The sequence below is a fragment of the Exiguobacterium sp. R-17 genome (assembly GCF_049913315.1).
Classification (GTDB): domain Bacteria; phylum Bacillota; class Bacilli; order Exiguobacteriales; family Exiguobacteriaceae; genus Exiguobacterium_A.
The window spans coordinates 1,027,725-1,047,002 of sequence record NZ_CP184372.1 but is presented as its reverse complement, the minus strand read 5'-3'; the positions used below and the strand labels follow the sequence as shown (position 1 = coordinate 1,047,002).

18 protein-coding genes are annotated in these 19,278 nt (G+C 49.4%); all 18 read right to left on the bottom strand.

Annotation, left to right across the window (positions count from 1 at the left end):
- Window positions 1-19: 19 nt before the first annotated feature.
- Complete coding sequence (locus ACN9MT_RS05415; RefSeq protein ID WP_023467714.1) at window positions 20-457, bottom strand: RicAFT regulatory complex protein RicA family protein; 438 nt, start codon at window positions 455-457, stop codon at window positions 20-22.
- A gap of 112 nt (window positions 458-569) precedes the next feature.
- Window positions 570-1,397: a DNA-3-methyladenine glycosylase family protein gene (locus ACN9MT_RS05410; RefSeq protein WP_426272919.1), complete on the bottom strand. Its 828-nt coding sequence runs from the start codon at window positions 1,395-1,397 to the stop codon at window positions 570-572.
- On the bottom strand, window positions 1,394-2,662 hold the full coding sequence (locus tag ACN9MT_RS05405) for a DUF445 domain-containing protein (RefSeq protein ID WP_035408840.1): 1,269 nt from the start codon (window positions 2,660-2,662) through the stop codon (window positions 1,394-1,396). The genes ACN9MT_RS05410 and ACN9MT_RS05405 overlap by 4 nt, the downstream gene beginning before the upstream one ends.
- 105 nt (window positions 2,663-2,767) lie before the next feature.
- Window positions 2,768-3,055 (bottom strand): hypothetical protein, encoded by a 288-nt coding sequence (locus tag ACN9MT_RS05400; protein WP_029341204.1) that lies wholly within the window; start codon window positions 3,053-3,055, stop codon window positions 2,768-2,770.
- Between the two features lie 124 nt (window positions 3,056-3,179).
- The gene (locus tag ACN9MT_RS05395) at window positions 3,180-4,634 is read right to left on the bottom strand and encodes a phytoene desaturase family protein (RefSeq protein WP_426272918.1); all 1,455 of its coding nucleotides are present in this window, start codon (window positions 4,632-4,634) and stop codon (window positions 3,180-3,182) included.
- A complete protein-coding gene (locus tag ACN9MT_RS05390; RefSeq protein WP_426273465.1) occupies window positions 4,631-6,247 on the bottom strand; it encodes an alpha/beta hydrolase in 1,617 nt (538 codons plus the stop codon). The genes ACN9MT_RS05395 and ACN9MT_RS05390 overlap by 4 nt, the downstream gene beginning before the upstream one ends.
- A 145-nt stretch (window positions 6,248-6,392) precedes the next feature.
- On the bottom strand, window positions 6,393-7,568 hold the full coding sequence (locus ACN9MT_RS05385; protein WP_035408845.1) for a glycine C-acetyltransferase: 1,176 nt from the start codon (window positions 7,566-7,568) through the stop codon (window positions 6,393-6,395).
- Window positions 7,568-8,656 (bottom strand): L-threonine 3-dehydrogenase, encoded by a 1,089-nt coding sequence (gene tdh, locus ACN9MT_RS05380; RefSeq protein ID WP_426272917.1) that lies wholly within the window; start codon window positions 8,654-8,656, stop codon window positions 7,568-7,570. The genes ACN9MT_RS05385 and tdh overlap by 1 nt, the downstream gene beginning before the upstream one ends.
- Window positions 8,657-8,754: 98 nt before the next feature.
- On the bottom strand, window positions 8,755-9,621 hold the full coding sequence (locus tag ACN9MT_RS05375; protein ID WP_023467707.1) for a 2-oxoacid:ferredoxin oxidoreductase subunit beta: 867 nt from the start codon (window positions 9,619-9,621) through the stop codon (window positions 8,755-8,757).
- A complete protein-coding gene (locus tag ACN9MT_RS05370; protein ID WP_056060443.1) occupies window positions 9,608-11,356 on the bottom strand; it encodes a 2-oxoacid:acceptor oxidoreductase subunit alpha in 1,749 nt (582 codons plus the stop codon). The genes ACN9MT_RS05375 and ACN9MT_RS05370 overlap by 14 nt, the downstream gene beginning before the upstream one ends.
- A 191-nt stretch (window positions 11,357-11,547) precedes the next feature.
- Complete coding sequence (locus ACN9MT_RS05365; RefSeq protein WP_023467705.1) at window positions 11,548-11,808, bottom strand: stage V sporulation protein S; 261 nt, start codon at window positions 11,806-11,808, stop codon at window positions 11,548-11,550.
- 29 nt (window positions 11,809-11,837) lie between these two features.
- Window positions 11,838-12,632: a TIGR00282 family metallophosphoesterase gene (locus tag ACN9MT_RS05360; RefSeq protein WP_035408850.1), complete on the bottom strand. Its 795-nt coding sequence runs from the start codon at window positions 12,630-12,632 to the stop codon at window positions 11,838-11,840.
- 49 nt (window positions 12,633-12,681) lie between these two features.
- Complete coding sequence (rny, locus tag ACN9MT_RS05355; protein WP_023467703.1) at window positions 12,682-14,244, bottom strand: ribonuclease Y; 1,563 nt, start codon at window positions 14,242-14,244, stop codon at window positions 12,682-12,684.
- 193 nt (window positions 14,245-14,437) lie between these two features.
- A complete protein-coding gene (gene recA, locus ACN9MT_RS05350) occupies window positions 14,438-15,481 on the bottom strand; it encodes a recombinase RecA (protein ID WP_023467702.1) in 1,044 nt (347 codons plus the stop codon).
- Window positions 15,482-15,592: 111 nt separating this feature from the next.
- Window positions 15,593-16,825, bottom strand: a complete 1,233-nt coding sequence (locus tag ACN9MT_RS05345) for a competence/damage-inducible protein A (protein WP_056060439.1) — start codon at window positions 16,823-16,825, stop codon at window positions 15,593-15,595.
- A gap of 71 nt (window positions 16,826-16,896) precedes the next feature.
- Window positions 16,897-17,475, bottom strand: a complete 579-nt coding sequence (gene pgsA, locus ACN9MT_RS05340) for a CDP-diacylglycerol--glycerol-3-phosphate 3-phosphatidyltransferase (RefSeq protein ID WP_035408854.1) — start codon at window positions 17,473-17,475, stop codon at window positions 16,897-16,899.
- A 64-nt stretch (window positions 17,476-17,539) separates the two neighbouring features.
- Window positions 17,540-18,439 (bottom strand): helix-turn-helix domain-containing protein, encoded by a 900-nt coding sequence (locus ACN9MT_RS05335; RefSeq protein WP_426272916.1) that lies wholly within the window; start codon window positions 18,437-18,439, stop codon window positions 17,540-17,542.
- Between the two features lie 27 nt (window positions 18,440-18,466).
- Window positions 18,467-19,249, bottom strand: a complete 783-nt coding sequence (locus ACN9MT_RS05330) for a DUF3388 domain-containing protein (protein WP_023467698.1) — start codon at window positions 19,247-19,249, stop codon at window positions 18,467-18,469.
- Between the last annotated feature and the right edge of the window lie 29 nt (window positions 19,250-19,278).

The window sequence follows — 19,278 nt, the reverse complement described above, 5'->3', positions numbered from 1 at the left end:
CTTTTCGTTCATTTCGTGATTAGTAGCCGCAACCGCCGCTTTTGTTTTCTGCTTCCATACCGCTACCTGTCTTACCTGCAAGAACATCTCCGTCCGTTGCTTCGATGATTTGATCCGTAATCCCGTTCGAGATCGTCACCGTGATGTATTGGAGAAGTCCATTGACTTCTTCTTGCGTTTCTTGGAACTGTTGGACGACAGGCATCTCATCAAGCTCAGCAAACAATTTATCGAGCTTCGCTTCGACACGTGCGAGTGCTTCTGTTTTGCCGTAATGTTGGCAGTTGACTGCCTCTTTTTGAAGGAACTTGATTTGTTTCATCATCTTTTGGACTTTTTCATTCCCATTGATGTTGGCTTCTGCCGCTTTGAATCGTTCTACTTCCGGTGTCTCTGAAATCATTTTGGCGATTTCATTGGCTTTTTCGATGATTTGTTCATCTGTATACATCCACATTCGTCCCCTCTATCGTTAGCGAACACGTCGCTTCCCTTAGCATTTCTGAACGATTCCTCGTTCTATCGCATTCATTATACCGTTCTGACGATAGAGTGACAAGAATAGTTCCTTATTCAATCGAACGCCATAATAGATAGGCGGCGTGACTGCGAACAGGAGCGAATTCCTCTGCCAGTCGCGTCGCTTCTTCTACTGTCGGTCGATATCCAAGTAATCGTTCAAAAGCCCGTAATATCCCAATGTCCGATGCCGGGAAAAGATCCGGACGACCGTACCCGAACATCAGGACGTTTTGAACCGTCCATGGTCCGACACCTTTCAGTGCAATCAACGTCTCAGCGATTTCTGCGTCGGTCGCTGACGTCAATGCATCATAATCAATCGCTGCTGTTGCTACCCCGAGTAGATAATCGACTTTACGTCCTGATAGTTGCAGAGCGAGCAAGTCCTCGCGACGCGCTGCCGCTAGTTGGCGCGGTGTCGGCGGTAGGATGATTCCATCCTTGACCGTTCCGAATGTCCGAAAGACACGTTCCGTCAACGTATGCGCAAACGACAGATTGATTTGTTGATGGATGATCGAACGAATCAAGGCCGTGAACGGTGAATGATCAAGAACGAGCCGTTCGTCGCCGAACTGTTCGACGATCGCATGTAATGACGTCGTCTTGAGACGCTGCGCAGGATTCGGCTCACTGAGTCGAAAGCGTCGCTTGAGTTGTGCCAACACCGCTGCTTGTGGTCCTGAACCGTCAATCCGTAACGTGAAGCCGTCGATATCTTCAACCGTCGTAATATACGCCTGTTCTTCAACGAAGATTGGAACGACGAGTCGCCCATTCTGTTCGATTTGTAACGGGTCTTCCGTCAAACGAGACACGATTCCTTTAAAATCAAATGCTTCCGACAACGTCAGATCATACGTCCACCGACTCATCCGACGAACACCTTGATGGCACCGAGGATCAAACCGATGATGAATCCACACAATGCTCCGTTGACCCGGATCCATTGCAAGTCACTGCCAACCTTATCCTCGATCATGTGAATGAGTGTCTCGGTATCGAACCGGTTTAAGTTCTCGCGCACGAGTCCGCCGATTTTTTGGTGATTTTGTTCGACGAAACGCACGAGTTGCTCCTTCATCCACTGATCACTGCTATCCTTGAACGTCGGATGCTGTTCCCAGTCGTCTAAAGCGCGCGAAAGCATCGGCATCGCCCGTTCCGTCCAGAAAGCGTCTGACGTCAAATAGCGTTCGAGCTCGATCAGACCAGCGTCATAGGCACGTTCAATGACCGGTACGAAGTCAAACCGGTCAACCTCACTTGCCTTCCAAGCATCGATTTTCGCGAGACGCTCTTCATCAATCGACAACTGTGCCAGGTTACGACGCAGATGATCGAGAATCGCGAGTCGATTTGGATGATGGACGTGCCGCATATCTTGAATGACCGTCAACAAGACGCCTTGAATGACCAGACTGAGTTTTTCTTCCGAATAGACTTTTTGGACGGTTCGCGCCGTCACCCGCAAAAACGTATTTTTTTCTTGGTCAATCATTGCCGTATAAGCAAGGCGGCCAATCTGATCGCGAATGATCGGATCTTCGAGAAGACGTTGGCCGTAATCGAGTAACTGATCCATCAGCCACTCGTCGAGTCGACGTTCCTCATTCAACTCCATCGCCCGGACCGCCAGCCGTTTGGACGGATACGCTTTGATCGTCTCCGTCACCCGTGTATTCGCAAACTCAAGAATTGCCTCTTTCGGTAGTTTCCGAATCAACCCCATCAACAGCTCGGTGACGGTTGCTCGAAAGGCAGGTAAGACCAGAATCGAACGTAAAATTTTGATGACACGATCTGCAAGCGTCATATGTTGCAGCTTCGCAACGATACTTTCTTTGTTCAGTAAGTCCGTCTCGAGCATATGAACAATCGATTCGATGACCCGTTCCCGATTTTTCGGCAATAGGTTCGTATGGGGAATCTTTAAGCCGAGCGGGTGACGAAACAACGCCGTGATCGCGAACCAGTCGGCAATCCCACCAACGAGTCCGGCTTCAAAACCACTCTGGAGCCAAAAGACCCAGGCATTTTCTTTAAATGGCAATGAGACGACGAATCCGACCGCCATGAAAATCAACGAAACGGTTGCAAGCCGCCGTGTCGATGTTTTAGGTTGTTCAAATGATGACACATCGTTTCCTCCTTCAACTGAGTCACTTATCTACCTTACGAACGGGACAAGGATTAGGTTTCGACACGAAAGAGCCCCAGTCATCGACTGGGACTCCCTATGTACTTAAAACGTGTATTCACCAAAACGGTCGCCATCCCATGTCGCGGTTGCCGTTGAGACAAAATAGACCAGTCCGTTGCCAAATGTATTTTCCATTAATGAAACGAGTTGTTGACCATTTGTCTGTTCAACGAACGCTAATCGGACTTCTTCTTTCCCTTGATAAATCCGTTCGTAGACACTTAAACCGCGTGCATTGAGAAACGTACGCGCCGACTCGAATTGAATCGGACCGACTTCAGGTCGTCGTTCCTGAATGAACGACTGACATTTTTGCTCGAATGTCTCCATGGTTCTTCACTCCTTCTCTCTTTTTGTTCATGGATATCATGTTCCCGACTCTTCCTCATCATAATCCTCAAATGTGAAAAAAGCGACAGATGCGTCGCTTCTTTCATCATTTTACGACGATTTCTCACAATCTGACTCCAAACTGTCGGGCAACATGGATCGCAGACGTCGTCGCACCGATCGTTCCAGCACCCGGAAAGATGGTATCGCCGATTGCAAAGAAATGATCGACACCTGTTCGAAACGGTGCCGCGAATAGGAGACTCGTACTCGGACGTTGCGGATATCCACCGACTCCACCATCCGGACGGAACGTATAGCGGACCCATGCACCTGGTCCACCCGGATGGCGTTCGATTGCCTGTTGCGCGAAGCCAGGAAACTGCTGCTCGAGAATGGCTTCGAAGATCGCCGACATCGTCTCGACTTGTCCGTCATAGCGTTTCCGGTTCGTCTTATCAAACGTACCAATCGGAACATGGCATGACATCGTCAGCGTCCGCTGACCAACTGGTGCACGTAATCGATCATCCGGACGGGACAGCGAGATGAAGGCATGACCTGAAGGTAAGGACGGATCATGAACTTGCCGGAATGCTTCGTCAGACAAAATGAGTGCCTCTGGAATCGCCGCATAATACGTAAAGGTCGCCCATTGCTGTAATTTTTCCTGTCGTCGGTACGTTCGTCGTAACGTTCGTCGCATATCCATGCTGACGACTTCCCGGATGCCTTCAAGCGGAACCGCACAGATGACAGCATCAGCAATCATCAAGCGTCCTCGGCGATCCTCAATCAAAAATCCATCTGATGTCTTTCGAATCGACGTGACTTTTCGCCCAAGGAGACAGGTTGCCCCGCTCTCCTCTGCTGTCTCTTTCAATTGCTCAGCTAGTCGGTACAAGCCTCCCGGAACATAATAGGCACCTTCATGATAAATCGATAAGGCGACGGCTCCTAGTAAAGCTGAGGCCTCCTGCCCTGTCTGCATGCTGTCGAGCAAAATCCCATCGATCACTTGTGCGAATAACGTATCCGCTAGTCGATGTTTTCGTAACAAATGACCAATCGTCAGCGGAAAATACGGAAAGAGAACAACACTTTTCGCGTGACGGACTAACCGCCGGACGTCTGCTGGATCTTGAAGTGGTAATGCTGGCAGTTCTGCCATTAGCGGACGAATCATCTCGTGAATCTGCTCGATTTCAGCAAAGAAAGCCTGAATCGACGATGCCTGCTCCGGAAAATGTGACGTCAATTCGGTTAGAAACGCAGCACGATCCTGATAATAATGAATCGTCCGTCCTGCGATGCGAATCGTCATGACGACGTCGAGCGACTCGACCTGATGCGTTACTCCAAGATGATCAAGAACACGGGCGTGAATACCACCGGGCTCAAACCCCATTCCGAGTGTCGCCCCTACCGGATACGTCAGGTCCCGGCGCGTGAACTTCCCGGCTGATCCCCCCCATTCACGACTTCCTTCAAGGACGGTAACAGTATGGCCTTCTTGTGCGATCAGAGCCGCAGCCGTTAAACCTGCAATTCCTCCGCCGACGATGACGACGTGTTTCATGATGATTCCTCCTCCGTGACCCGATTTTCTTTAAATAGGAAATTGCGGATTTCGCGGAAGACCGGCTCCCGGCGATGAATCGTGAAGTGATCATATTTATACGATTTTGTCTGGATATTATCCGTGTAGTTCTCGAGTGCAAAGGAACTCTTTAACGAAATCAGATTGAAATCGCCTCCTTTGGCACCAAACGAATAGACGAGTACATCGCGCGGCCACGTCTCGAGCCGCTTAGTTAAATTGTTCATCGCTGGTGAGCCCTTCGCGAGATCACGAATGGCGGGACTGTTCGTATTCGTGCCAAGCGGTGCGAGCGTCAACCCGAGTTTTGCATAATCGGAGCCGGCGATTGGTGAGTCGAGCGTCACAACTTTTCGGACGTGATACGGCATCTCTTCTTGGACCGTATAGGCGACGACATCCACACCACCCATGCTGTGCCCGACGAGCTGGATATCGGCAAAGGTCGCTTTTTGTTTCGCATCATACGCAGCAATCGCTGCATTCAACCACTTTTGTTGATCGGCAAGGCTCGCCTCGTCGTCTGCAAAGACGATTCGGACAAGCGGGTAGCCGGTTGACGAGGGTGTGACGCTACAAGTCGCTTTCCCAGAACGAGTCACGTCACATCGACCGCCATCATCGGCAACTTTTTTTTTCGTGAAGTTCTGAATCATTGGGACGAACGTCCGCTCTGTACCGAACAATCCATGGACGAGGAACGTCGGTACGATTTCACTCTTTCCTTGCGTAACGATCTGACGCGTTGGCGGTGGAGCACTCGATGTATCTTCCGCGAATAGCCACCATGCCCCTCCTCCGACAATCAAACAGACAAGGAGCGAAATACTGATTGTCTTCAACTGTTGCCGACGCAAACGACGGACACGGTGAAAGATCCAGTAAAGCAATAAGCCAACACCGATCAATAATACAACACCGGTGATGATCCAGCCTGTCGGATTTGGTACATAGGCAATCAACTGTAGTTGGTTTGCTTTCGTTCCGTATAATTTCCATGACACATCATGGTAATTCGACCAGTCGATCTTTTCTCCGTTTTGGAGACCAATCACTTTCGGACCGTGGAGCTTGATCTCGATATCGGCTTGGCGAATATAACGATCAGCAAGTTTCTTGACTTGACCCGTCGGTTGATACCCTTTGATGTTCAGGCGATCGATACTTAGATCGATGTTCGTATCAAGTCGATACGTATCAAACCAAAATCCGTCTGATTTTTTCATGTCGAACTTCGTATCAGGTGGAATGAGAATCCCACCGATGCCCGTCTTCCATTCGTCTTTGATCGACGTCATGTCCTTGAAGTTCGCAAATGTCTTCTGCATCCGGATGCCTTCGTAGTCATCCTTCGTCTTGAACGTCTTTGCCGCATAGCCATTCTTTTCTGCCTGTTTGACATAACCTTTCCAATTCGGATTTAGATTCAGTAAACGCGCCACTGGATGTTCCTTTGCGGCATATGTCGTTTTTAAGGTGACGCTCTGATCGGTATGGATCGTTGCATCGTACTGGATGCGAATACACCCCCCAAGGAGTAGTGTCAGCATCAAAAATGAGAGCAGTATCCCTTTCTTCTTCATACTCATCAGGTCACATCCTTTCCTCATCTATTATTCCCTATCTCGCAAAAGTAAAAACGGTCGACTTTGATTCTTTCGTCATGACGCACTTCAGGCAGCGGATCGCTGATCCGCTGCCTGAAAGTATGCGGACCTGGTTCGTCCGTGATCGATATCAACCGATCAAGTTTAATTCACGACCGACTTTTTCGAACGCTGCAAGAGCTGTCGTTAAGTCTTCGCGTGTATGTTCCGCCGTTACGATCGTCCGAACACGTGCTTTTCCTTTTGCAACGGTCGGGAAGGCGATTCCTTGAGCAAAGACACCTTCTTGACGGAGGCGATCGGATAATTCGTGACAACGCGCCTCATCACCGACGATGACCGGTGTGATCGGTGTCGTAGACGTCCCGATATCGAATCCAAGATCCCGTAATCCTTGTTTGAAGAATTCCGTGTTTTCCCACAGACGATCAAAGAGGACCGTTTCTTCTTCCATGACACGAAGTGCTTCCCGGTTTGCTTCAACGACTGCTGGTGGATGTGATGTCGAGAATAAGAACGGACGCCCTTTATGGATCAAGTAATCTTTGACGTGTTGTTCACACGCAACGTATCCACCGAGGACTCCGATTGCTTTTGAGAGTGTACCGACTTGCAAGGCAACCCGACCGTCAAGACCGAAGTGATTGACCGTACCGCGTCCTGCTTTCCCAAGAACACCTGAAGCGTGCGCATCATCGACCATGACGAGCGCGTCATAACGCTCGGCTAATTCAACGATTTCTGGAAGTGGTGCAATGTTCCCATCCATCGAGAAGACACCGTCCGTGACGACGAGGCGCGTCCGTGCGTCTTGTGTTTCTTGTAATGCTGCTTCAAGATCCGCTAAGTCAACGTGTTTATAGATCCGGCGTTTCGCTTTTGTCAGACGGATCCCGTCGATGATCGAAGCGTGGTTCAACTCATCCGAGATAACAACGTCTTCAGGACCGAGTAACGCTGATAAGACACCGAGATTCGTTGCGAATCCCGACTGGAAAACAAGTGCCGCTTCCGTATGCTTGAATGTCGCGAGTTCCCGCTCAAACGCTTGGTGCATCTCGAGCGTTCCAGCAATCGTTCGAACCGATCCTGTTCCGGCACCAAACGTCCGCGCTGCTTCCGCTGCTTGTTCAGCAAGACGCGGATGTGCTGCGAGTCCGAGGTAGTTGTTCGACGACAGTTGGATCAGTTCCTTCCCGTCAATCGTCACGCGATTGTGTTGCGCGCTCTCGAGTGCTACAAGGTTGCGGAACGTGCCCGCCTGTTTCATCTCTTCTAATTCTGTCCGTAAGTGTTCAAATCCCATTAATTCGTCCCCCTTGGTTGTAATACGACTTTCCCGCATTTCCCTTGACGCATCAATTCAAATCCTTCTTCGAACCGCTCAAGCGGCAACGTGTGTGTAATCAACGGTCGGACATCAACTTTTCCACTTGATAAGAAAGCAGAAACCTGACTCCATGTCTCATACATCTTCCGACCGGTGATGCCTTGAACCCGGACGCCTTTGAAGACAACGTGGTTCGTCAAATCGATTTCGACCGGTTTGACCGGCAGACTGAGGATGTTGACGTCTCCACCTGCTGTCACCATTTCGAATGCTTGACGAATCGCAGCCGGATGTCCACTCATCTCACAGACAACGTCGATTCCGTCGCCGTCGGTCATACGCTCGATCCGCTCCAAGACATCGTCATGACGTGAATCGATGACGACATCTGCCCCCATCGTCCGTGCGAGTTCAAGACGATACGGATTGACGTCGATTGCGACGACTTCCGCCGCACCGGCTGCTTTAGCGACTGAGACTGCCATCAAACCAATTGGACCACAACCGACGATCGCGACCGTTTTAGCGCTGACATCACTCGCAAGAACGGTATGGACAGCATTTCCCATCGGCTCTTGAATCGAAGCGATTCCCGCTGGCATATCTTCCGGGTTGACCCAGAGGTTTTCTTCCGGCATGACGACGTATTCCGCAAAACAGCCTTGTGTATCGACACCGATGATCTTCGTGTTCTTACAGATATGATATTGCCCACGAAGACACTGTTTACATTGATGACAGACGATATGCGTCTCAGCCGAGACACGGTCACCAAGTTTCAAGCGTTTCGTACCCTCCCCGAGCTCGACGACTTCGCCCGAGAACTCGTGACCGAAGACATACGGCGGATTGACACGTGACGCTGCCCACGCATCCCACTCATAGATATGCACGTCCGTCCCACAAATTGATGTTGCCTCGACTCGAATCAAGACTTCTCCACGATCCGGTACGGGTACGGGTACTTCTTTCAGTGCCGCACCGAATCCGCGCTCTTCTTTGACAAGTGCACGCATCGTTTTCGTCGTTTTCGTCTCTTCTACCGCTGTTACTAATTTCGTCATCTTTCCCCGACTCCTTCGCGGAAGCTCACGTTTATTTATATGTGGCGAACTTCCAAATGTTTAGCATCCCCAAAAACCAAACACATCTTTCCTCTATCTTACATGAATTCTGCCGCTAGTTTACCGAATGTTTCTTCGTTTAGCTCAAGATCCGCATATGCGAGACCGGATTCTTGGTACCCATCGATTTGTGACTGGTAATCAGGACGTGTTTCATCCTGATAGATCAATCCCATGACGAGACCATCGTGTGCATGAACGGTCTGTTTTGCAAGATCCAAGTTCGACGGGTCGTATCCTTCGATATCGGACAGCTTCGTCAAGTTCTGCTTGAACCAATCGTACGTATTGACCTTGTTGAATGTGACGCATGGACTGAAGACGTTGATGAACGCAAATCCTTTATGTGCCGTCGCTTGCTCGATCAGTTGCGTCAAGCCCTTCAAATCATTCGAGAAGCTCTGGGCAACGAACGTCGCGCCAGCCGTCAAAGCAAGTTCAACCGGTGAAACACTCTTTTCAATCGATCCTTTTGGCGTCGATTTCGTCTTAAATCCCGGTGCAGAAGTAGGTGACGTCTGTCCTTTCGTCAAGCCGTAAATCTGATTGTCCATGACGATATACGTCATGTCGACATTCCGTTTGAATGCATGAATCGTATGTCCCATGCCGATCGCGAATCCATCACCGTCGCCACCAGACGCGATGACCGTCAATTCGCGGTTCGCCATCTTAACACCTTGGGCGATCGGTAAAGATCGTCCATGAACGCCGTGGAAGCCATACGTATTGATGTAACCGGAAATCCGACCAGAACAGCCAATCCCGGAAATCAATGCCAACTCTTCTGGTTCGAGCCCGACGTTTGCGACAGCACGCTGAATCGCTGCTTGAATCGAGAAGTCTCCACACCCTGGACACCAGTTTGGTTTGACATCATTTCTAAAATCCTTAAAGGTTGCCATGATATACCCCTCCTACGACCTGCTCGACGACCTCTGCCGGGTAGAACGGGTCGCCATTGAATTTCAGGATATGCTCGATCTTCGATGCATGTCCACAGTTCATCTGGATTAGCTTCGCCAGTTGTCCTGTTGCATTGTACTCGACGACGATGACTCGTTTTGCCCGCTCTAAGTGCGGCGTGACGAGTTCACTTGGGAACGGATGGACTTGACGGATATGCAAGTGATCGACCTTGATCCCTTGTGTTTCGAGTCGTGGCATGATCTCTTCGATTGTTCCACGTGTCGAGTTGAAACCAACGAATAAGATATCCGGTTCTGCATGATGCTCCGTTACAAGAACGGCATCCTGTAAGCGGAACGTATTCAGCTTGCGAAGTCGTTTCGTCATTTGATCGACCCGGTTCTTCGTCGCTTCCGACGGACGCCCTTCCTCATTGTGCTCAACACCCGTCACGTGATGAATCCCGTGCTTGACGCCTGGAATGACACGTGGGCTGATTCCATCTTCCGTCACTTCGTAGCGTTTGAAGTACGCTTTCCCTTCAAGTTCCGGTAAGTCTTCCTGAATCAACTTCCCGCGACGGATCTCAACGCGTGACATATCTGGTGGCTCAACCGATTGTTTTCCGAGCGATAGCATCAAATCCGTCAATAGAATGACAGGACATTGGTACTCTTCTGCGATGTTAAATGCTTCTGCTGCATCGTAGAACGCTTCCTCGACCGTTGATGGTGCCAAAACGACCTTTGGAATTTCACCATGTGTACTATAGATCATCGCCATCAAGTCAGATTGTTCCTGTTTCGTTGGTAGACCTGTTGACGGACCACCCCGTTGTGTATCGACGATGACGAGCGGTGTTTCCGTCATCCCGGATAATCCGATCGCTTCCGCCATTAGTGACAATCCTGGACCAGCAGACGCCGTCAAAGCACGGACACCTGCGTAGTTGGCACCAATTGCCATCGTAACCGCTGCCAGTTCGTCTTCCGTCTGGACGACCGTTCCACCGAACTGCGGTAATTTCTTGATTAAGTATTCCATGATCTCAGATGATGGTGTAATCGGGTAAGCTGCCATCAGACGCGCTCCACCGGCAATCGCGCCAAGAGCAATTGCATCGTTTCCGATCATGAACATCCGTTGTTTTCCGTCAGCCGGTTCCAAGACGAACCGTTCGCCCTCTCCTGCAAGAGCTTCAAACGCTGCTGCTCCTTCACGGATTGCTGCTAAGTTCTTCTCGACCATATCTGGACCTTTTCGTCCGAAAATCTGTTCGACGACGGCTTGGAAACGCTCTGGTGCAATGCCGAGAATCGCACTCGATGCACCAATCGCGACCATGTTCTTCATCAAGGCCGTACCGAGATCAGCTGCGATCTCCGTAAATGGAATCGCATACAACGAGGCGCGCGCTTCGTCCGGATTCGTCGGATTGAATTTCGCATCCGCGATGATGATGGCACCTTGACGCAATTCATGGAAGTTGACGTCGATCGTCTCTTGATCGAATGCGACCAAAATATCGAGATCATCGGAAATCGTCCGGACTTCCTGTGTCGCGACACGAATCTTATTATTCGTATGTCCTCCCTTGATACGTGACGAAAAGTGACGGTAGCCATACAGGTAATAGCCGAGTCGATTCAAGGCAATCGCAAAGATTTCGCCTGTTGATTCGATCCCTTCTCCCTGCTGACCGCCAACTTTCCATGATAACTGATTATACATCGACGTTCGCTCCTTCTCTGTCCCCTGAAATGATAGTTCTCTCTATCCTCCCTCATGATACCGATTTACCGGAAGTAGTACAATGCTCCCTCGGTGGAAAGGTGAGAAAAATTCGAAGACGCAGCAAAAAGACCATCTACTCCAGTCGAGTAAATGGTCTACTTGTAAATATAGGACCTATGTCCAATTCATCATCGTGGTTCGATGATGAGTTTGATGGCGGTTCTTTCTTCTCCATCAATTAAAATGTCTGTGAAGGCTGGGATACAAATCAAATCGATGCCAGAAGGCGCCACGAACCCGCGTGCGATGGCGACGGCTTTGACAGATTGATTGAGCGCTCCCGCACCAATGGCCTGAATCTCGACGGAACCTCTCTCTCGAATGACACCCGCGAGTGCACCTGCTACCGCGTTTGGATTCGACTTAGCTGATACTTTCAGGACGTCCATGCGTGTACCTCCCCATCCAGAAATGGCAATCAGTCGAAGAATACTGACTGATCCGTCAGATGAATCCGTTCAATCTTCGTTGCTTTTTTTGTTGTGTCATCGATATGAATCAAGACTCCATTAAGTTGTTCCCGTCCTTCGGCAACTTCAAACCGCGTTGGGAGCTGTGTCTTAAATTTTCGTAGGACATCTTCCTGACGCATCCCGAGCACACCGTTCAACGGACCTGTCATCCCGACATCCGTGATATAAGCCGTTCCTCCGTCAAGAACACGCTCATCTGCTGTCTGGACGTGCGTATGTGTGCCAACGACAGCTTGTACACGACCATCGAGGTGATAACCCATCGCGATTTTTTCACTCGTTGCTTCCGCATGGACATCAACGAATATCGCATCGACTTTTCCTTCGACTTCCGCAATCAGTTCATCAACGGTACGGAACGGGTCACCGAGAGGTGGTAAGAAGACCGTTCCTTGGACGTTGATGACGGCAATCTTTTTATTGCCTGCCTTAACGATCATCATCCCACGACCTGGTGTGCCTTCCGGATAGTTCGCAGGACGGATGATCCGGTCCGCGTCGTCAATCCAGTCAAAGATGTCACGGTTATCAAACGTATGGTTCCCCATCGTGATGCCGTGGAATCCGAGTTCGAGGAATTGATGATAAATCGATTTCGTGATGCCGCGTCCGTGTGCTGCATTTTCACCGTTGACAAGCATGACGTTCGGATTGTATTTCGCTTTCAAGCGTGCTGTAAATTGTTGCAGGATATGTCGACCGGGTGCACCGACGACGTCTCCGACGAATAAAATCTTCATTGCTGTTCCTCCGTTCATTAAAAAAAGTGGCGGTCGCCCGCCACTCCACTTATTTCGCGTATTCGACTGCTCGTGTTTCCCGAATGACCGTGACTTTGATGTGTCCCGGATAATCGAGTTCTTCTTCGATTTTTTTCCGGATGTCACTCGCCATCTTGTGAGCCAGTACATCATCGACGACGTCAGGTCGAACGATGATGCGGACTTCACGACCCGCTTGGATCGCAAATGATTTTTCGACACCGTCGAACGATTCCGAGATTTCCTCGAGGCGTTCGAGACGGCGGATATAACTTTCGAGCGTCTCTTGACGTGCACCTGGACGAGCAGCAGATAATGCATCCGCAGCTGCAACCAAGACAGAAATGACAGATGTCGCTTCCGTATCTCCGTGGTGTGATGCGATCGCGTTGATGACGGTTGGATGCTCTTTGTACTTCGTACCGAGCTCGACACCAATCTCAACGTGACTGCCTTCGACTTCGTGGTCGATCGCTTTCCCGATATCATGCAGAAGACCTGCACGCTTCGCAAGCGTGACATCTTCTCCAAGTTCAGCTGCCATCATACCTGCAAGGTGGGCAACCTCAAGTGAGTGATACAGGACGTTCTGTCCGTAACTCGTACGGTACTTCAAGCGACCGAGAATTTTGACAAGGTCCGGATGAATGCCGTGGATTCCGACATCATACGTCGCTTCTTCCCCGATTTCTCGAATCCGCTCGTCGACTTCACGACGGGATTTGTCGACCATCTCTTCAATACGAGCCGGGTGAATCCGACCATCCTGAACCAATTTCTCGAGCGCCATTTTAGCGACTTCGCGACGAATTGGGTCAAAACCAGACAAAATGACGGCTTCCGGCGTATCATCGATGATCAAGTCGATCCCAGTCAAGGTCTCGAGCGTACGGATGTTGCGGCCTTCCCGTCCGATGATGCGACCTTTCATCTCATCGTTCGGCAAGTTGACGACCGATACAGTCGTCTCTGCGATATGTTCAGCGGCGAACCGTTGAATCGCAAGTGACAAGATGTTACGTGCTTTCTTGTCGGCTTCTTCTTTTGCTTTTTGTTCGATTTCTTTTTGAAGAATGGCTGCGTCGTGTAAAGCAGCCTGTTTCGTCTCATCCATGATGATTGTTCTTGCCTCGTCTTGCGATAAATTCGCGACGCGGACAAGCTCTTGACGTCCCTGTTCATACAGGTCCTCTACTTTGCGCTCTAGTTCTTCAGCTTGATGCTTCCGTTTCGCGATCTCTGCATCACGTGTATTGATTTGATCTTCCTTACGGTCGATAGCGTCAACACGGCGATCGAGTGTCTCTTCTTTCTGGAGCAACCGGGCTTCTTGTTTCGCTAGCTCTTGGCGACGTTCACGCAATTCTTTTTCCACTTCGTTACGAAGTTTGAATGCTTCATCTTTCGCTTCGAGTACGGCTTCTTTTTTCGTTGCCTCAGCCGATTCACGCGCACGTTCAACGATTTTATTCGCTTCCGTTTCTGCGCCTTGAATTTTCGCTTCTGCAATCGATTTCCGCAAGAAGTAGCCTACGATGAATGCGATCAGCAAAGTGAGGAGAAGTATGACAATCCAAGTCAGTGTACTCATGGGTTCACCTCCCCTTTGCAAGGTGTTTCTTAGTTCATTTCGGTATTTCATCGAAGCTGTCTAAAAAACGTACATCTATATTGTAAGGATAGCACTCGTTCATTGTCAACGAACGGACGGGAAAGAATTCCACTGTTTTCCTCTTTTACACTAAAAAAGAGAGGATTCGTATGCGAATCCTCTCTGAAACGGTTTATTCAGCAAATAGATCTTCTGGTTGTTCTGCTTCGAAATCAACCGGCTCTTCGCGATCGACGAGACCGTGATGTTCACGAATCAAACGTTCGACCTCTGCTGCGACTTCCGGATGCTCGACCATGTATTGCTTCGCGTTCTCACGCCCTTGACCAAGACGCTCTGAGTTGTACGAATACCATGCACCACTCTTTTGAACGATATCCAGATCCGTTCCGATGTCGATCAACTCACCGACCTTCGAAATACCGAGACCGTACATGATATCAACTTCTGCTTGTTTAAACGGAGGAGCAATTTTGTTTTTGACGACCTTGATCTTCGTTTTGTTACCGACGACGTCCGTACCGTTTTTCAACGCTTCCGCACGACGCACTTCTAAACGAACAGACGAGTAGAATTTGAGTGCTCGACCACCTGGAGTCGTTTCCGGGTTACCAAACATGACACCGATTTTTTCACGGATTTGGTTGATGAAGATGACAATCGTTTTCGATTTATTCGTTGCACCAGACAACTTACGGAGCGCTTGGCTCATCAAACGCGCTTGAAGACCGACGTGTGAGTCACCCATCTCGCCTTCAATCTCTGCTTTTGGTACGAGTGCCGCAACAGAGTCGACGACAAGAATATCGACCGCACCAGAACGAACGAGTGCTTCCGCGATTTCAAGTGCCTGCTCCCCAGTATCCGGTTGTGACAAGAGGAGCTCATCGATGTTGACACCGAGTTTATTTGCGTATGCTGGATCAAGCGCGTGCTCTGCATCGATGAATGCTGCTTGTCCACCTTGTTTTTGAACTTCTGCGATTGCATGAAGCGCTACCGTCGTTTTACCTGACGATTCAGGTCCGTATACTTCGATGACCCGTCCACGTGGGTATCCACCTGCACCTAGGGCAATATCTAATGTAATCGATCCAGAAGAGATCACTGATACCTTCTGATCCGCATTTTCTCCGAGTTTCATGATGGAACCTTTACCGAACTGTTTCTCTATCTGGCGTAACGCCATCTCAAGTGCTGCTTTACGATCACTCACGTAGCAGGCCTCCTTTTAATTATCTTACTGAGATTATTGTACTTCTTTTGAGACCGAATGACAAGCATTTTACGAACATTTATTCGCATACTTGCACTTTGACCAATTTTCTCACTCGGATGCTTTTTCGAGATGTTTCAGTAGAAGGAAATAGGTATCCTTGACGGCGCGCAGTCGAATCATTCCCCGGTCGAACGATGGATATTGCCATTCGACGATGCGTGTTCCATGTGCATCCGCAACAGCACAATAGACGGTTCCGACCACTTTTCCGCTGTTGCTTGTCGGACCTGCTTCCCCTGTCAAAGCGACGGCGATATCGGATTGATACAGTTCGCGTACCCCTTCAGCCATCGCGATTGCGACTTCTTTACTGACAGCAGTATGCTCTCGTAACAAAACTTCCGGTACCGATAATACGCCTTGCTTCGCTGCATCATCATACACGACGGCGCTCCCACGCAACACTTGACTCGCACCGCTGACATCAACGAGTCCACTTGCGACAGCTCCTCCCGTCAGTGATTCGGCGAGTGACAGTGTCAATCCTGCTTCTTGATACCGTTTCAGTACGACTTCCGGCAGGCTTGTCTCGCCATATCCATAAAAGTACATGCCCACTTCAGCCAGTACGTGTTGTTCCAGTTCATCGAGCATACGGTCGGCTTCCTGTTGATCGAGTGCTTTAGCAGTCAGACGCAACCGTACTTCAGCGAGTTCCGCATAAGGGGCGACCGATGGATTGGTTGCTTCTTTGATTAACGTTTCCAGGCGATCGTTTAGAGCCGATTCTCCGATTCCGAAGAAACGTAGTGTTCGGGAACGGATTGTCTCTTGACCGAACAAATGACTGAAGTGATCTTTGAGGATTTGCTTCATCTCACGTGGCACACCGGGTAAAACGATATATTGGTGGTGCTCCGTCTGCACCGACATACCGGGAGCAAGACCCGCATCATTGCGTAAAACCGTCGCGCCAGCGATGACTAATGCTTGTTTCCGTTCATTGTTCGTCATCTCCCGTTGACGTGTCTTCAAGAATCCTTCGATTCTTTCGTACGCTGCTTGATCGAGAACGAGATCGCGCCCAAGCAGGTCAGCGAGCACCTCTTTCGTCAAGTCATCCTCGGTCGGTCCAAGCCCCCCTGTGATGACAAGGAGATCCGCCCGCTGTTGCGCCTGACGGAACGTTTCCTGCATCCGCTCGCGGTTGTCACCGACGACTGTATGATAATGAACGTCAATTCCTGCACTGGCTAGCCATTCGGAAAGGTACTGTGCATTCGTGTTGGCGATTTCTCCAAGGAGAAGCTCACTTCCGACTGCGATGATTTCTGCTTTCATGTTGATTCCTCACCTTCTTGAAGTATAAGAAAAGACTGTTCGGTATGACGAACAGTCTAAATTGATCCAACTTACATGGATTTCGTAATTAACTTGATGTTTTTCGAGAAATACTCGACGCCTGAGTAGATCGTCAAGATAAGAGCAAGCCACATCGTGATGTCTGCGAATGGAATATTCCACATCGCAAAAACGATATCGTGCAATAAATACGCTGTAATCGATGTCAACTGGACCCATGTCTTTGCTTTCCCAGAGTTTCCGGCAGCAAGAACGATGCCTTCGTCAGATGCGACAAGACGAAGACCTGTGACAGCGAACTCACGGCAGAGAATGATGACGACGATCCATGCCGCAACGAAGTCAAGTTCCACAAGGTAGACGAGCGCAGCAGCGACTAACATCTTATCGGCAAGTGGATCCATGAATTTTCCAAAGTTCGTTACTAGATTTTGTTTGCGGGCGATATACCCATCGAGCCAATCCGTCAGTGAAGCAACAAGGAAGATGATGGCTGCAACGAAGTGTGAGACGGGAAGTTCAGCTCCTAGTACATCCCACTGTCCCCAGTTCGGATCAATCGCAAGTACGATGACGAACACGGGAATTAATAAAACGCGTAATACTGTCAATTGATTCGGTAAGTTCATGTAACGCCCTCCTCCTTCATTTCATATGTAGATGAATATGCCATCTAAAAGAAGGCACGCCGGTTTACGGCGTGGCTACTTTCTTCAGATAGATGTTTTGGACGAGAAGCGAACGGTTCAGTTTCAGTTCTTGGTCATTGACGACGATTTTATCAATCCCTTTAATCGAACCGATCCGGATCCGGATCAAGTCCGTCTTCGCGTCCTTCACGACGATCGGATTCGGATCCGACGCGTTGATGTGATCTGGCGCGAGTGCTTCTCCTTCAAGGGATGTATCACGCACACCAACGAATGGTGATGGAGAGGCATCTTTCTTGATTTGAATCGAGACACTCATCGTACCTTTCGTTGCGACTTCATAGGTGACATCTTGACCAGATGTCGACTTCGCAGCAAGCGCTTCTTTTTTAGGTTTTTCTTTTGTTTCTTCTTGTTTCGCCGGTTCCTCCTTCGGCTTTTCTTCTGTCTTCGCAGGCGCATCCGTTTCTTTACTCGGTGCGTCTCCTTGATCAATCGTGACATCGTTTTGCTTCGGTGCAGACGTTTTTGCCTCTTCGTTACCGTCGAGGAACATCTGAAGTCCATAATACAAGGCAGCACCAATCGCAAAAATTAGCACGATGATGATGATGTTCGGAATCCAGCGCTTTGCAACGCTTTTCTTCGGTGCACTTGATTTCGAATACGTCGCGCGTCGTGATAATTCGACGACCGGTTGTGCCTCCGGTTCCGGAAGATCACGCTTATAGGTCGTGAAGACTTCATCGACGTCAAGACCGAGTGCTTCCGCATATGTCTTGATGAAGGCCCGGGCATAGAACGCACCCGGTAATTGATCATAATTGCCTTCTTCAATCGCGACGATGTAACGCTTTTGAATCTTCGTCGTCGTTTGAATTTGTTCGAGAGAGACGCCTAGCGCCTCTCGTTGTTCCTTTAAGTAGGTTCCGAGCTCGGTCATCGGTAACACACCTTCCATTTTTCATACTTATTCAAAGTTGAACCAATCATTTCCCCCATGGGAACGAGGCAGTTCAGTCACAATGATTTCTTCTGTCGTGTTGCGTAATTCAATGATGTAATCAAAATCATCCCACGTATATTCACTTGATTTGACGAATGCATCCGGATGTTCGACGATTTTCGTCGCCGGTAGTCGCATGACTTCGCGTAAAATCTGCCAGTGCCGTTCATCGAAATTCCGTTGCGACACCAAGGCATCGATGATGTAGACGTAATCCCCAGTCCGTTCGTCATCGAATAACGACGTTCGTACCGTCTGTTTGATCAGCGTCGAAGAAAGGAACAACCATTTCTTGTTCGCACTGACGCTTGCAGCGACGATCGATTCCGTCTTTCCGACTCGTGGCATACCGCGGACACCAATCAACAAGTGCCCATCCTGTTTGCATAGTTCTGCCATGAAATCGACGAGAATCCCTAAGTCTTCCCGAACGAAGCGGAACGTCTTTCGTTCATCACTGCTTTGATCGATATAACGACCGTGACGAATCGCGATCCGATCACGCAGTTTTGGTTTTCGTAGTTTGATGACCTCTATGGTTGACATCGTCTTGAGAATAGCAGCGAGTCGTGGAATTTGATCCGGTTGTTTCGTTTGGAGCAACATACCGCGTCGTTGATGATCGACACCATTGATCGTCACGATCGAAATATGTAACATTCCCATCAACGAAGCAATGTCCCCGAGTATACCGGGACGGTTGACCTTTAATTCATATTCGAGATACCATTGCTCGAACTCACTCACGCGCCCATCCTCCTCTATTGATACGATTA

Bases quoted from the DNA above. Each gene is read 5' to 3' on its own strand.
- ACN9MT_RS05360 (WP_035408850.1), bottom strand. From the start codon at position 12,632: ATGAAGATTTTATTCGTCGGAGACGTCGTCGGTGCACCCGGTCGACAT.
- ACN9MT_RS05365 (WP_023467705.1), bottom strand. From the start codon at position 11,808: ATGGACGTCCTGAAAGTATCAGCTAAGTCGAATCCAAACGCGGTAGCA.
- ACN9MT_RS05375 (WP_023467707.1), bottom strand. From the start codon at position 9,621: ATGGCAACCTTTAAGGATTTTAGAAATGATGTCAAACCAAACTGGTGT.
- pgsA (WP_035408854.1), bottom strand. From the start codon at position 17,475: ATGAACTTACCGAATCAATTGACAGTATTACGCGTTTTATTAATTCCC.
- ACN9MT_RS05345 (WP_056060439.1), bottom strand. From the start codon at position 16,825: ATGAAAGCAGAAATCATCGCAGTCGGAAGTGAGCTTCTCCTTGGAGAA.
- ACN9MT_RS05400 (WP_029341204.1), bottom strand. From the start codon at position 3,055: ATGGAGACATTCGAGCAAAAATGTCAGTCGTTCATTCAGGAACGACGA.
- ACN9MT_RS05385 (WP_035408845.1), bottom strand. From the start codon at position 7,568: ATGGGATTTGAACACTTACGGACAGAATTAGAAGAGATGAAACAGGCG.
- tdh (WP_426272917.1), bottom strand. From the start codon at position 8,656: ATGACGAAATTAGTAACAGCGGTAGAAGAGACGAAAACGACGAAAACG.
- ACN9MT_RS05335 (WP_426272916.1), bottom strand. From the start codon at position 18,439: ATGACCGAGCTCGGAACCTACTTAAAGGAACAACGAGAGGCGCTAGGC.
- ACN9MT_RS05370 (WP_056060443.1), bottom strand. From the start codon at position 11,356: ATGTATAATCAGTTATCATGGAAAGTTGGCGGTCAGCAGGGAGAAGGG.
- ACN9MT_RS05395 (WP_426272918.1), bottom strand. From the start codon at position 4,634: ATGAAACACGTCGTCATCGTCGGCGGAGGAATTGCAGGTTTAACGGCT.
- ACN9MT_RS05410 (WP_426272919.1), bottom strand. From the start codon at position 1,397: ATGAGTCGGTGGACGTATGATCTGACGTTGTCGGAAGCATTTGATTTT.
- rny (WP_023467703.1), bottom strand. From the start codon at position 14,244: ATGAGTACACTGACTTGGATTGTCATACTTCTCCTCACTTTGCTGATC.
- ACN9MT_RS05415 (WP_023467714.1), bottom strand. From the start codon at position 457: ATGTGGATGTATACAGATGAACAAATCATCGAAAAAGCCAATGAAATC.